General features: G+C 43.4%; 10 protein-coding genes. 5 read left to right on the top strand and 5 right to left on the bottom strand.

Annotation, left to right across the window (positions count from 1 at the left end):
- Positions 1-103: 103 nt before the first annotated feature.
- The 3 genes from M2265_RS00860 to M2265_RS00850 form a co-directional block, all read right to left on the bottom strand.
- Positions 104-394 (bottom strand): DUF3861 domain-containing protein, encoded by a 291-nt coding sequence (locus M2265_RS00860; protein ID WP_021191612.1) that lies wholly within the window; start codon positions 392-394, stop codon positions 104-106.
- A 6-nt stretch (positions 395-400) separates the two neighbouring features.
- Positions 401-1,384 carry an aldo/keto reductase gene (locus M2265_RS00855; RefSeq protein WP_132768572.1) on the bottom strand — a complete coding sequence of 328 codons (984 nt, stop codon included), beginning with the start codon at positions 1,382-1,384 and terminating at the stop codon, positions 401-403.
- Between the two features lie 188 nt (positions 1,385-1,572).
- The gene (locus M2265_RS00850) at positions 1,573-2,352 is read right to left on the bottom strand and encodes a helix-turn-helix domain-containing protein (protein WP_132768574.1); all 780 of its coding nucleotides are present in this window, start codon (positions 2,350-2,352) and stop codon (positions 1,573-1,575) included.
- 95 nt (positions 2,353-2,447) lie between these two features.
- Between M2265_RS00850 and M2265_RS00845 the strand changes: the two genes are divergently transcribed.
- From M2265_RS00845 to M2265_RS00830, 4 genes are all read left to right on the top strand, one after another.
- Complete coding sequence (locus M2265_RS00845; RefSeq protein WP_132768576.1) at positions 2,448-3,776, top strand: TolC family protein; 1,329 nt, start codon at positions 2,448-2,450, stop codon at positions 3,774-3,776.
- Between the two features lie 11 nt (positions 3,777-3,787).
- Positions 3,788-4,831: an HlyD family secretion protein gene (locus M2265_RS00840; protein WP_132768578.1), complete on the top strand. Its 1,044-nt coding sequence runs from the start codon at positions 3,788-3,790 to the stop codon at positions 4,829-4,831.
- 2 nt (positions 4,832-4,833) lie between these two features.
- Positions 4,834-6,423, top strand: a complete 1,590-nt coding sequence (locus M2265_RS00835) for an MFS transporter (protein ID WP_132768580.1) — start codon at positions 4,834-4,836, stop codon at positions 6,421-6,423.
- Positions 6,424-6,612: 189 nt separating this feature from the next.
- Positions 6,613-7,137: a YceI family protein gene (locus M2265_RS00830; RefSeq protein WP_132768582.1), complete on the top strand. Its 525-nt coding sequence runs from the start codon at positions 6,613-6,615 to the stop codon at positions 7,135-7,137.
- Between the two features lie 85 nt (positions 7,138-7,222).
- Here M2265_RS00830 and M2265_RS00825 read toward each other — a convergent pair whose 3' ends face one another.
- Positions 7,223-9,349 (bottom strand): catalase, encoded by a 2,127-nt coding sequence (locus M2265_RS00825; protein WP_132768583.1) that lies wholly within the window; start codon positions 9,347-9,349, stop codon positions 7,223-7,225.
- 429 nt (positions 9,350-9,778) lie between these two features.
- Here M2265_RS00825 and M2265_RS00820 point away from each other — a divergent pair, with 429 nt between their 5' ends.
- Positions 9,779-11,332, top strand: a complete 1,554-nt coding sequence (locus M2265_RS00820; protein WP_132768585.1) for a discoidin domain-containing protein — start codon at positions 9,779-9,781, stop codon at positions 11,330-11,332.
- Between the two features lie 139 nt (positions 11,333-11,471).
- Here M2265_RS00820 and M2265_RS00815 read toward each other — a convergent pair whose 3' ends face one another.
- Positions 11,472-14,366 (bottom strand): triple tyrosine motif-containing protein, encoded by a 2,895-nt coding sequence (locus tag M2265_RS00815; protein ID WP_132768587.1) that lies wholly within the window; start codon positions 14,364-14,366, stop codon positions 11,472-11,474.
- Positions 14,367-14,389 lie beyond the last annotated feature (23 nt).

Here is a 14,389-nt window from a genome sequence, read left to right as displayed (position 1 = left end):
AAGAACCTGTGCTAAGCACATCTTTTCCTGTTTTATACAATTGGTATCGCGCAAGCTGAAAGGCATGTGATCACTGCTTTGCTATAGCCATTCCGCTATCCTTTTAACTACTTTTCAATTTCTTCATAAATTCTAAAATTGCCGGACGTAAATCCTCAAACAAAGGATTTTCTTTGTTTTTCAGCATAACTTCCGTAAACAATTTCAGTCCCAAAGCAAATTCAGTCGCTGTTTCCTTATTATCAAAAATCTGTTTCGAACTGATCACCTCAAAAATGTTGAACAGATCATCATGATTATCAAAATTTAAATGTAAAGATTTTGTTCCCGCATCCCCATTCTTCAGACTAACTTCTTTTAATTCTAATTGATAAGCATTATTTCTTTTTTCCATAGCTCTCTAAAAATTACTAACAAATTCATTAATGGTATCTATTTCTTCTTGACTTAAATGGATCGCAATTGCCTGCGCATTTTGAACCGCTTGATCTGCATTCCTTGCTCCTGCCAAAGCAATAGTAATCCCCGCTCTTTCTATGGTCCATCGCAACACCAACTGGGCTAAGGTAGCATGATGCTCATCAGCAATCGGTTTTATTTTCGCCAGTAAGTCATTGGTCTTAGCAATAAATTCAGGCTGAAAATGCGGTAAATTTGCACGGTGGTCTCCTGGTTGAAATTGATAATCCGTTGTTATCTTACCTGTCAGTAACCCTCTTTGTAATGGACTATAAGCTAAAATCGATTTATTGTTCACCACACAGTAAGAAACGGTTTCCTCTTCAATACCTCGATTCACCATACTGAAAGGAACTTGATTAGATACCAATTTCAACGTTTTTTCAGCTTCCTCCATTTGTGAGGCACTATAATTACAGACACCGGCATAGCGCACCTTGCCCTGTTCAATCAACCGGCCTACGGCTTCAAACGTTTCACTTATTGCAGTTGTCGTATCGGGCCAGTGAATTTGATACAGATCAATATAATCTGTCCCTAGACGGCGTAAACTCTGTTCACATTCGTAAATAATACTGTCCTTCCCCGCAAACTTGTAGATATCGATCGCTTCACCCGCATTGTTTTTACTATGCATTGCTAAATTCCCCTCTGCCAGATCCCAACGCATGCCAAATTTGGTCAATAGCTGGACCTTATCCCGCGAAATTCCCTTAATCGCCTCACCGACGATTTCTTCACTCGTTCCCTGACCATAGATCGGTGCAGTATCGATAGCCGTTACACCGACATCATAAGAAGCTTTGATCGCTTCGATTGCATCGTTTCGATCCGTACTGCCCCACATCCAACCTCCAGCGGCCCACGCACCGAAAGTAATCGCTGAAATCTCTAAATCACTATCTCCTAATTTCCTGTATTCCATTGTTTTTTATATTTTATGTTCTAAAATTCTAATTCCTTGATCATATTTCTCACTTCAGTTTTCCGACCGGCTAAGGTCATACTCTTATAAAACAGTTAATTTGGGATGTTGTTTCCTGCTAACCTGAATATCGTCGTAGCTCAACTCAAAAAACGATTTGCCTAGCTGCCCACATATTAGAGCGAAACTTACATCGTTTTAAAATCAGTCGGACGCATATTGGTCAGCTGGGAAAATGTATTACTGAATGCCGAAATATTCGAATAGCCCACTTCATAGGCAATTTCGGTAATCGTAAGATCCGTGTCCTTCATCAATTCCATCGCACGGATCACCCGGAGCATTTTCACATACTGCACAATAGAAATATGCAATTTGCTTTTGAACAACCGCGTTAAGGTCCTTACACTATAGCCAAAAGTTCTGGCAATGTCCTCCAGCGCCAAAGATTCACTTATTTTCGAACGTAAATAGTTCGTGATAGCATTCAGACGGGTGTCATCAGTAACCGGAAGCTGAATTGCAAATTTCTTCAGATGCTCCTTCGGCAACAGATTTTTCACCGTATTCAAAAACTCAAATTCCCAGGACCCCTGAAAAAAATCACCCTGCCATTTTTCACTGAAGACGAGCATTTCGGACAAGAGCTTACTCACCGGATAAATCCCCAGTTCATCGTAAAAACCAGCATCACCCTGACTGGGGTAGTAAAAATTGATAATTTGTAAATCCTTGGTATTGAACATCAGATTATGGGAAAAATGGCCCGGGATCCAGATATAATGATTAGAAGGAATATAATAGTCCCTTTCCTGAGTCTGCAGGTAAGCAATCCCACCGTAAACCAGTAAAAGCTGCCCCTTATCATGCTGATGGGCGAGCAATTGCTGTTCCGTCTGTTGACGAATCACCAAAATCGAATCGGGATTCTGATCGATATTCTTAATGAGCTGCTTCAAAAGATCCATATGGCCCAATTTAACAAACCTTAGGCTAATTATATAAAACACCTCCTCTTTTCTTCCGATAATTTTGCACAAAGATTATTATACAGCATACAAAAATGAAACAGTACCCCTTTTTAATCATCGCATTGATCGGCAATCTTTTCCTCACCCAGGCTTCTTTCGCACAAGCTCCTGATAGTACCTGGACATTGGAAAAAATATGGGATCTCGCCGCAAAGCAGAACCGGCAGCTGCATCTGGCGGATTTAAGTGTACAGGAAAGCAGAACCATTATCCAGGAAGCACGGGACAAACTGCTTCCCGATCTGGCAGTATCCGGAAATTACGCCCTTAACTCCAAATTTCTAATTTACGACAATGGTCTCTTTTCAAAACCGCAGGATGTTCCCGTTTCCAGTTATGGCTATGGCTTTGGTTACAACCTGGATTTCAATATTTACAATGGTGGAAGGGATAAACGAAATATCCACATCAAACAAGAAGAGCAGCAGCGCAGACAAGTTGAATTTGAACTGCAACATGACAACATCAAGTTTGCCATCGCCCTAGTCTATTACGAACTGTATAAGTATCTACGCTACCATGAATTTCTGCAGACAGAAATCAAAACCGAAAAACAGCAGCTCAGCAGCATCCAAAGCCTACATAAAAATGGTGTCGTCCTCAAAAGTGACGTCCTACGTACTTCGGTGAAGCTCTCCCAATTGGAACTCAGTTTGTCGGACGTGGAGAAAAACGTAGTGCTGGCCAAACAGCGTCTCAATATACTCATCGGAAGAAACGAAACCGAACCACTGGAAATTCCTATTCAGGAAATCGTGAACTTAGATGCTGGCAACCTGGCAACTTATGCAAGCTATCAGGCAGAGGCCCTCAGTCAATCGCCGGAATTTAAAATCACCCAAAGTGATATCAAAATCAGCGAGCTTCAGATCAAACAGGCAAAATCCACCTTGCAGCCTAAGATCTCCCTGTATTCACATTACAACTACACGTATCCCCAGGTATCCTTTTATCCCTACTCCAACGATCCCTGGGGCTATGGACAGACCGGTATCAAGATGCAGTTTGCGCTAGACAACCTCTACAAAAGCAAGCATACCATCGCACACGCACGCAATCTCAGCGAACAGCAGAAAGAAAAAGCAAACATCAAAAAAGATGAAATTTCGGTCAGGGTCAAAGAAGCATTCCTGCAACAGCAACAGGCACTCGAAAGCGTCACAACAGCAACCGACAATATCATCCAGACGACCGAAACTGTGCGGGTCATCCGAAACAGCTACCTCAATCAGGAATCCCTACTCACCGATCTGCTCGATGCAGAGAACATCCTGCTGGAATCAAAATTTAATTTAACACAAGCACAGGTCAATCTAAAATTAAGCCATATCAAGCTTCTGCTGATTACAGGAGCACTTTAATTGTAAACACCATGGACAAAAATAAAACAGATAAAATTGTAGTCGCGATCACCAAATGGTTAGGCATCTTATTATTGGTCGGTATCAGCAGCTGGTGCGTCGTCTATTTCTGGAAAGGATATCAATTCGAGCAAACCAACGATGCGCAGATCGATGCCTACCTCTCACCCGTAAACGCAAAAGTCGGTGGATACATCAGCAAGATTTATTTCCAGGATAACCAACAGGTAAAAAAAGGCGATACCTTATTGCTCATCGAGGAAAGTGAATACGGACTGAAACAGGAGGCCGCATTGGCCGAACTGATGAGTTCACGTGCAAAACTCCCGATCCTCAGTGCCCATGAAGATACCCAGCTCAAGACCATCGAAGTAATCAAAGCACATCTTTCCGGATCAAAGGCAAAACTAACACAGCAACAAAAAGAATTTAACCGCTATCAGAACCTGCTAGCTGAACAATCCACCACACAGCAGAAATTTGATCATGTGGAGGCAAACTTGGCCATCAATCAAGCGGACTATGATGAATCGCAGGCTAACCTGCAGGTTGCGCAGTCCAGACTGCAAGATTTCAAAGCCCAGCGATCGGCGATTGAGGCCGAAATCCGGATCAAAGAAGCCCTGCTCAAAAGACAGGAATTGGATGTCCGCTACACCGTGATCACCGCACCTTTTGATGGGCAACTGGGTAAAAAAAACATTCAGGAAGGACAATTGGTACAACCGGGACAAACCTTAGCATTTCTCACCAATGATACCGAAGAGAAATGGGTCGTGGCCAATTTTATGGAAACCCAGATAGGCAACCTACATATCGGAAATACGGTCAATATTGAAGTCGATGCCTTTCCCGGAGAGCAATTCACCGGAACCATCCAGTCCATTTCCCCCACTACCGGATCGCGCTACTCCCTGTTACCTCCCGATAATGCCACAGGTAATTTCGTGAAGATCATCCAGCGCATGCCTGTCCGCATTAAACTAAACGAAAGCCAAGGGCTAGCCAAACTCGCTGCCGGCATGAACGCACATGTATATGTGGTAAAAAATTAAAGATGCAAGCACACAAAATTCCTTTATTTAAACACTGGGTATCCGAGTGGCTGGCCAGATCCGTTATCTTCGCCATCCTGATGACCTGCTTATTCAGTTTTGCCCTCTACAGCAGTCCTGTAACCGTGATGGGCTATTATGGTGTAGCACCCACAGATGTACAATATGCCATGGTACTCATCTATGGATCGACGGTCACATTTCTGGCCCTCGATTCCCGTATTGTGAAATACTTCACCTCACGCAAATACCTCTTGATCGGATTAGCGACCAATGGTATCTGCACATTGATCTGCTTCCATAGTAAAAGCTGGCCCCTCTTTCTCATCTGTCAATTTGCACAGGGCATCACCTGCGCACTGCTATCGGGTATTGTACTCCATCTGGTGTTCCCCAGACTGCATAGCACCCGGGCCAGAGTCATCGGGTACACCATCCTCTATGCTGGCATTCAGATTTCTATTCCACTATATTCCATCTACTGCAGCATGGTGCTTCATTATCTGGATTTCAACTGGCTGTTTTACGGAGCCAATATCTTACTGCTTCTGCTCACCGTTACGGTATTGATCACGATAGATGCCAAAGCAAGATTGCATAAAAAGATACCGCTCTATCAGGTGGACTGGATCGGCTACCTCTTCTATACCAGTTTTGTACTGCTCTTGGGCTATATCCTCATTTACGGCAGGCAGCTGGGCTGGTTCAGCAGTACCCTGATCTGCCAGCTGGTTCTGGCCGCAATGTGCATCCTCATACTTTTTATCATCAGAGAAATGCGGTTAAAACGTCCGTTGATTAATCTGCGGATTTTCAAAGCGAAAAACTTTGTTATGGGTCTTTTACTGCTTTTTGTATTTTACCTCTTCAAAGGGAGTACAGGACTGACCTACAGCCATCTGGAAACGATCTTAAAAACCGATCCTTTACATACCATTCCCATTTGGTTGGCTGTCATATCCGGAACAGTACTGAGTATGTATGTAACAGCGCGCTTTATACTATTGGGAACCCATCTGATTCGGATGATCATCGTCGGATTTATCATCATGGGCTTGTATTATAGCTATATGCTGCTCTTTATTTCCGTGACCGGATCGACAGCAGACTTTATACTGCCTATGTTTATCTATGGTATTGCGACGGGAGTTTTATTTGTGCCTATCGTCACCTTCACAGCATCCGCTGCTCCTGCTAAAATCGCTGTAAATGCATCACTCATCGGTATTCTGGCTCGATTTATCGGATTTTGCAGCAGTATGGCAATTAACAACGAACTGCAGTTATTTACCCGGGCCGCGGTTCAGGATCAGGTACGCCATGCGGTCAACCAGATCAATCCGCAGTTGCCCCTTACCTTGCAGCAGATCGAACAGACCTATCAAAATGCAGGTAATGACGGCTTAAAATCGCAGGTGGCCGCCAATGCCTTCTTCAATACCATGCTCAAAGAACAGATCCTCGCCCGCGCAAGCCGCGATTATTATGACCTGATGCTTACCGGAGTCGTACTGGTCATTATTATTCTGATCTTTTTACCCAAACTGCAGCAGGTGGTACTGAGATTGACAAAATTCAATGTTCCTTATTAGATCTGAACAGATGTGCAAAAATAAATCGAAACCAATACAGCGCCTCTTTGTTTACCTAATGTCAGAAGGCAAAGCACATGTACGATATTGATCTAGGTCAAGAATTATAACGGTGTTAACCCTTATTTTTGTAGCAGAATATTAGAGAAGAAAATAAAAAATTTATAAACAAATTTAAACATTAAAGTTATGGCAAATTGGAGTTTAGACAAAGCACACAGTGAAATAGAGTTTAAAGTAAAACACATGATGATTACTAACGTAAAAGGTCAATTTCAAGATTTCGACGTTACGATAGATAGTGATTCAAACCATTTAGAAAATGCCAAAATAGACCTGACCATTCAGACAGCGTCTATCAACACGAAAAACGAACAACGTGACGAGCATTTGAAAAGTGCAGACTTTTTTGATGTTGCGGCCAACCCGACCATTACATTTCATGCTACGAGCAGTAAAAAAGACGGTGATGATATTAAATTAACAGGCGATCTAACGATCAAAGGCATTACCAAATCCGTTACATTCGACGTGGAGTTCGGTGGTGTAGCAAAAGATCCTTGGGGTAATGAAAAAATCGGTTATACCGCTACCGGGAAAATCAACCGTCAGGATTTCGGATTAACTTGGAACGCTGCTTTAGAAACAGGTGGATTGATGGTGAGCGACGAAGTAAAATTCCAAGCAGATTTTCAGTTCATTGTGACGAAATAAGCAACATATACCCTTATAAAAAAAGTCATGCTCCCATCAGAAGCATGACTTTTTTTGTATATGCACGAGATCGATAGTTCCCGCACTAAGCAGGCACTTTCCGTACTTTCTCCCTATCCCATACCCGGTGACCTTTCATCGCTTTGATAAAGTCTGCCGTCAGGTTATTTTTTGATTCGAGTACCACGCCGGCATCTTTTTCCTGCTTGGCGATATACGATCCTGCAATTAATTTTTCAGCACCTTTAGCAAAGGCCAAAGCCTTACAATGTCTAAATCCTTCGTTGATAAAATGGATATAATCCGGCTCATCCTCCAATGTTGCAACCGAATCACCATCGGGTGTATAGAATGCATCATAACAGACCGAAGCTTCCGTCAGATAAGTATGCTGGATTTCCGCTTCTCCACCTTCCTTAAACTTCACGTTACCCGTATGTGTCGAGATCAGAACGGCCTCAGCACCCTCCGCTTCCAATGCTTTTTTCATGACATCGACCGATGCTTTGCTCACACCATCTGCCACTAGAAAAGCCACTTTCCGAGTTTCAATCGTTCCTTCGCCCGGAGCGGTAGCCATACTCAATGCGGCAGATTTCTCAACCTCTGGCTTAGGCGCTTTCACCGGATATTCCGGATGGTTCTGACGCGCAAACTGTAACGTCAGTTCATCCAGTTGCTCCGGAGGTGTCAATCCCAGATTGGCACCCACTCTTTTCGCCAGTTCCTGATCGATCTGATTTAAGATCGCCAGCTCCCTTGTACGGATCGCTACCGAATTGACTTTCGATAGCTCAAAGCTATAACCACTGATGATATGTTCCTTTTCAGGTGCTGTCTGCGAATTGAAAAACAAGCGGGCCTGTGTAAAGTGATCAGCAAATGACGAAGACCTGCGTCTTACTTTATAGCCATCCACTTTTTCTTCATGACTCTTAAAACCGGTCTCGCCTTTTAACATGGCCTGATAGGGACAACCGCCACCCAAGCTATTTGGGAAATAGCTGACGTTGCCTTTCAGGATATCCTGTCTGCCAAAACCGTCTTTTTGATTGTTATGTTTTCCGTTGACCGGTCTATTGATCGGAAGCTCATGAAAATTAGGACCTCCCAATCGGTAATTCTGTGTATCTGCATAAGAGAATATACGTCCCTGCAATAAAGGATCATTGGTCAGGTCAATACCCGGTACCAGACGTCCTGGATCAAAGGCTACCTGCTCGGTTTCTGCAAAGAAATTTTCCGGATTACGGTTCAGTGTCATCGTTCCGATAATCGTTACCGGAATTAATTCTTCCGGAATGATCTTCGTTGCATCCAATAAATCGAACGAATATTTCTGTTCATCCTCTTCCGGTACAAGCTGTACACCCAGGTCCCACTGTGGAAAATTACCCTTTTCGATATTCTCCCACAGATCCCGGCGTAAGAAATCCGAATCAAATCCCGATAATTTTTGCGCCTCGTTCCATGCCACCGAATGCACTCCCAATTTAGGTTTCCAATGAAACTTCACAAAAGTGCCTTTGCCTGCTGCATTGACAAATTTGAACGTGTGGACACCAAAACCTTCCATCATTCTAAAAGAACGTGGAATAGCACGGTCGGACATTGCCCACATCAGCATATGTGCAGATTCAGGCATCAAAGAAATAAAATCCCAGAACGTATCATGAGCCGATGCGGCCTGAGGCATCTCATTATTCGGTTCTGGCTTAACAGCGTGGATCAAATCCGGAAAGTTCATCGAATCCTGAATAAAAAATACCGGAATATTGTTACCCACTAAATCATAATTACCCTCCTCCGTATAGAACTTTACTGAGAATCCCCTTACATCGCGCGCCAGATCAGTCGATCCTTTAAAGCCCGCAACAGTTGAAAAACGGATAAATAACGGCGTTACCGTACCTTTCTTTAAAAAAGCGGCACTGGTATATTGAGAAACATCTGCTGTCGCTTCAAAAACACCGTGAGCACCAGAACCTCTTGCATGTACCACCCGTTCCGGAATCCGCTCGCGGTCAAAATGAGCGAGCTTATCTTGAAAAATAAAATCTTCTATAAGTGCAGGGCCACGTTCTCCTGCTTTGAGCATATTGTTGTTATCATTGATCGGAACTCCATCATTCGTCGTCAATACCCGATTGGCATTGTCAATCGTATGCTCCTGAATCTGTTGCACTTTTTTGTTTTCTTGTTGCTTAGCCATGTTTAAATAAAGTTATGGATGAAGATTAGAACATGTCGGTACCCTTCACATGACCGACACTATTACTAGTAACAACATAACCTCCGATTTGTTTCCAAAGATCCCCAGCGCAACAAGCCCCGACCGAAGACTTAAGACTGAGCAACAGTCTTGATAGCGTCAATTTAAAGGTAATATAGTTTTAATAAAAGGTAATAAACTTGCATTTTTATTCATTTTAACCTCCTATTTTTAACCTAATCATTTGTTTCGTCAAATAATCAAGCGGAAGATTTTTTAACGAAACAGGTGACAGTCAGAGCAAGATCACGTACAGCAATTGCCTAAATCCGTACATATACGGTTCGTCCCGAATAAGATGCAAGTACCCGTTTTTTCAATACGATCATTTAGAATAACCCATATATACTTTAACCAAAAACAACTGTTATGAAAATTTACCATCTCGTACTTGCAGTGGCCCTCTTATTCGGTTCCTGTAAAAGAACAGAAATTCTCACCCGTATTGATGCCAATACGAACACCCTCGACACCGTCTACACTTCAGACCACCCCTACAACCTCAACGTCGTCTTGTTTGTCCCATCGGACATGGTTCCCAATCCCGATTACGAAAGACGTATCAGCGAAACACTGATCTACCAACAAAACTTTGTCAAAACCTGGATGCAGCATTGGGGACATAGCGACAAAACCTTCGGATTGTTAAAAAATGCTTCCAATAGGGTCAAAATCCATGTTGTACAGGGCAATCTTCCGACTTCCTCCTATCCGTATGAGGGTGGAGAATCGGCTATGTGGCAGAAAATTACCACGTATTTTCAGACCCATCAAAAATCCAGTGACCATTACCTGATCCTGACCACGGTCAATAAGTTCGGTGAGCAAAATGCGCCATACTATGGCATCGGAACAAAATGCTACGGCATCGATTTCCCCGATATGGAAATCGCCAATATGAGCCGTACAGATACAGCTGGGCTGGCTTCTTCCTGGATCGGAGGCAATACGCATGAGATGATGCACGGTCTCAATCTGCCACATAATGGCGGTCTGGTATCGCAGAACAACCTCTACGGTACACCGATCATCACCGGAAACGGTGGTACTTTTGTCGTAGCACCGACTTATTTAGATGCCTGGGATTGTGCCGTACTGAGCCGCGGACAGGTGTTCAGTACCACAACACGTTCGGACTGGTATGCCGCTGCCAATGCGAAAATCACCAAATTGAATGCCCGCTATGACGATGCTATACAAAAAGTAATTGTATCCGGACGGTTCAGCAGCAACAAAAAGGTGGACTTCATCGGCTTTACCAACGATGCCAAGCGCAGTGCCGGAGATGGAAACTACGACTCGGAAAACTGGGTAACCACCCCGATCGGTGTGGATAGTTTTTATACCGAGATCGCCATAACCGAATTCAAAGACCGAAGCAACCTACAGAATGATTTTACGATCAGCCTGATCCATGAAAATGGCTACAGACATTGGAACAGCTACAGTTATCAGATGCAGAACGGTAAACCCGATATTCAGTTTGGCGACAGACCCGAATACAATAAAGCAAACTGGAGTATCGTTGCCGTAAGTTCTGAAGAGACTCAGGCAGAAAGCGGTCAGGCTGTCCATCTCATCGACGGAGATAAAACAACGCAATGGGTGAGCCGCTGGACGGGAGCAAATTCTACCCATCCGCATTTCTTTACCATCGATATGGGAGCCTCAAAACCGGTGAACCACTTTACCTTTGTACAGCGCTCTGGAGGAAGCAAACCCAAGAATATTCAAATTCAGGTCAGTACCAATAACAGCACCTGGCAAAATGCCGGCAGTTATGTGCTCCCGGATGCGGCAGGACCTGCCTACGTGACTTTACCCAATAGCCTAACCTTCCGTTACTTTAAAGTGACGATTTCAAGTGCCACCGATGGCACCCAATGGGCGGCGCTAAACGAAGTGGGCACCTATCAAGATTAACCTTAATTTCATCAAAAAAGCTCCTGAACGGATCCGTTCAGGAGCTTTTTAAATATATAGCTAGCAACAGGCTGCGTCACAAGCACCAGATCATTCCCTTTTCTTTTACCCAATGAAAGAAAACCAGGCTTAAATGCCTCTAGATTTCATTCAAAAAATCACTTAAAGACTGATCTTTTCCTACTGGTAGTTTTTTACGTAAACGGTACCGGTGTATTTCAACTCCTCTGACCGTAATATTCTGCAACTGCGCGATCTGCTTGGTGGTGAAATTCAATTTCAGATAAGCACAGACTTTAAGATCATTCCGTGATAACCCCTCGTGATTGGATTTCAGCTTATTCAAAAAGCCATCATTCAGTTCATCAAAATGCAGCGCAAACTGATCCCAGTTGGCACTATTTTTCTCCACATCTTTCAGTAAATTGTTGATCCGTTTTAATTCCGAAGCCTCTTCCTCACTCCCTTCTATTTTTGCCAGTTCATCACGGACTTTAACAAGCGTTCCCGAATTTTCCAAAAGCTGCATACTCGCACTGGCCAGCTCTTTCGTTTTCACCAGGACTTCCTGTTCCAGCTTTTCATTATTGAGCTTTACAATTTCCTTTTCGCTCTTTTCGATTTCCAGCTGATGGATGTAGCGGAGCTGTGCCATTTTCTTCTCATATTGAAGCTGTTGCTTTTTCCAAACCTGCTTTTGCACCTTAAAAAAGAGATAGATGCTCAATGCTCCCAATAGAATATAGACCAGCTTTGCCCAGATACTCAGATACCAGGGTGGTAGAATCGTAAAATCATAGCTAACGGTCTCGGAGATCTGATTTAAATTGTTTCGAACCCGAACCTGAAAACGATACTTTCCACTTGGCAGGTTGGTATATGATTTTTCAGCAATATTCTCCCATGTGGACCAGTTCTCATCATAACCGACCAGTTGATAGCTGAACTCCATATGTTCATGGATACCAAAACTTGGCGAAGAGAAAGCAAACTGAAAAGAATTGAATTTGGAGGCCAGCTCCAACTGGTCCGCACGGAGCTGCTCGTAAGTTCCGGTTGCATTTTTGGTGAAATACCCGGCAAATAGAATACTGTCCTGCGCTGATTTTGCCGTTACCTGCGACAATAGCACAAGTGGTTTCCGCGCTTCCTGAATATATTTTTCATAGTTGATATGGATGATCCCTTTTTCAGCACCGATATAGATGTTGTTTTTATCATAGGTATTGATATGATCAAATCCCGAAGTATTCATGCCTTCAATTTCTGGAAATTTGATAAGCTGATAGCTCTTATTTTTTGTATCAAATTGTGCGACCCCGACGTATTTATCTGTACAGTACCAGATATTGCCCTCTTTATCCTCCTTTAGATAGCGGATCGTCAGACCATCAAATTCCTTATAATCAGCAGACTTGACAAACGCATTTTTGGTATAATCGTAGGTGTACAGCCCCTTTTCTGTGGCAAAAACGATCTGATCCTTAATCTTGAACACAAAATTCTGATAGTCTGACGGTAAACCATTCTTCTTCGTTAATAGAACAGCATCATATGCATGACGGTCTGCCGCCAAGCGTATGCGGTAAATGCCACGATAAGGATGCGAGGCCCAAATCGTTTTCTTCTCGTCCAATTCTAAAAAGCGATATGAATCCACAAACCCGCGCAACTGACCGCCGGACTGAAAAATACCGTTTTGATAATTTAACAGCTCTAAACCCTGATAAGTACCCACCAGAGCCTGATTTACCGGATAAACGGAATTCAATGGCAGTACATTCCAGGTACCTGTCCGATTGGACAACGGCAGTAAAGCTTGATCCTGAATCTGAAACAATCCTTTATTGTGCCCCAGTAATAAGCGTCCGTTCAGTTCTTCGAGCAACCAGGCCTCGCCACCATCACTTTTCGGAAAAAGTGAAAAAGAACTCAACGAACGGCTCTGATCTTTCAGCCCTTTGCTGATAGGTGCCACATATACCCCGTTGGATGAAGATAAATAAAGCTTATGATCAAAGATCAGCGACGATAGCCCAGTCACCTCATTTTCAAGATTGGGACGCAGATACCGTACCGCAGATCCGTACGAAATCACCGAAATCCCATTGTCACTGGCCACCCAGATATTTTTTTGCTGGTCCACAAATACCGCTGAAATATTCTTGTTCACCAAACCTTCCCGAATACCGATGCGTTGAATCGTTTTCCCATCGCGATCACGGATATGACAGCCCTCTTTTGCATTGCCGACAACGAAGGTGGAGTCATCGATACGTGCGGCAGATGGCGTATAGCTATCATCCCAGTGCTCCTTATTCAACTGTAATAACACCCTGTCCTTCAATAAGTAGTTCTGGTTATTTAAAGTAGATACCACGATCCGCTCTTTACCAAGCGGAAGCATTGATGCGATTTTCATTTCGCGGTAAGGCAACGTTGCCAGCACGGGTGACCAGTGGTTATTCCGGTAGACTAATAAGCCATTTTTTTTATCTTGCGCAAAGAGCGATTCACCCACCTTGCCCATAAAATACCATTCCGCAGCGGCGGGATGTACCGCTATTTTTTGCCCTTTGAGTTCAAAAATGACATTCGTCGCTCTAAAGAAAACAGACTGCCCAAAAGACAGCGTATTCCAGATGTCAGCAAAATTGCGGTATTCTTCCGGAATCAGGGCTTTCAGTGATGTATACCTCAGACCACCCTGCTCGGCTGGTTCGAAGTAACCGAAATCTCCCTGACCGCCCACATAGATCCGATCATGCTGATCAATCCATAACGAACGGATAATGGTATGGTTGGGCAATGCATACGATTTCCAGTACCGGCCATCAAAAGTAATCAGCCCTTCACTGTTTCCAAAATATAGGATGCCCCTGCTATCTTGTTTAATATCCCAAGTCCGGCTACCTCCGCCATACACGGTTTTATTATAGTTATTGACCAGCGGTAATCCCAATAAATTTTGTGCCCGTAATGAAATGGGTGTTATAAAAAAAACGAAAAAATAAAGGACTGCGAGATACTTCATACAAACTGTTTATAAGGGTTGAC

This window comes from Sphingobacterium kitahiroshimense (genome assembly GCF_025961315.1).
GTDB classification, from domain to species: Bacteria; Bacteroidota; Bacteroidia; order Sphingobacteriales; family Sphingobacteriaceae; genus Sphingobacterium; species Sphingobacterium anhuiense.
Note: the sequence above shows the minus strand (reverse complement) of the source record. Positions and strands in the feature narration are given on the sequence as shown.

What these genes read in the sequence shown, in the direction of transcription:
- M2265_RS00855 (WP_132768572.1), bottom strand. Translation starts at nt 1,384, where the DNA reads ATGGAATACAGGAAATTAGGAGATAGTGATTTAGAGATTTCAGCGATT.
- M2265_RS00825 (WP_132768583.1), bottom strand. Translation starts at nt 9,349, where the DNA reads ATGGCTAAGCAACAAGAAAACAAAAAAGTGCAACAGATTCAGGAGCAT.
- M2265_RS00840 (WP_132768578.1), top strand. Translation starts at nt 3,788, where the DNA reads ATGGACAAAAATAAAACAGATAAAATTGTAGTCGCGATCACCAAATGG.
- M2265_RS00850 (WP_132768574.1), bottom strand. Translation starts at nt 2,352, where the DNA reads ATGGATCTTTTGAAGCAGCTCATTAAGAATATCGATCAGAATCCCGAT.
- M2265_RS00815 (WP_132768587.1), bottom strand. Translation starts at nt 14,366, where the DNA reads ATGAAGTATCTCGCAGTCCTTTATTTTTTCGTTTTTTTTATAACACCC.
- M2265_RS00860 (WP_021191612.1), bottom strand. Translation starts at nt 394, where the DNA reads ATGGAAAAAAGAAATAATGCTTATCAATTAGAATTAAAAGAAGTTAGT.
- M2265_RS00845 (WP_132768576.1), top strand. Translation starts at nt 2,448, where the DNA reads ATGAAACAGTACCCCTTTTTAATCATCGCATTGATCGGCAATCTTTTC.
- M2265_RS00830 (WP_132768582.1), top strand. Translation starts at nt 6,613, where the DNA reads ATGGCAAATTGGAGTTTAGACAAAGCACACAGTGAAATAGAGTTTAAA.
- M2265_RS00835 (WP_132768580.1), top strand. Translation starts at nt 4,834, where the DNA reads ATGCAAGCACACAAAATTCCTTTATTTAAACACTGGGTATCCGAGTGG.
- M2265_RS00820 (WP_132768585.1), top strand. Translation starts at nt 9,779, where the DNA reads ATGAAAATTTACCATCTCGTACTTGCAGTGGCCCTCTTATTCGGTTCC.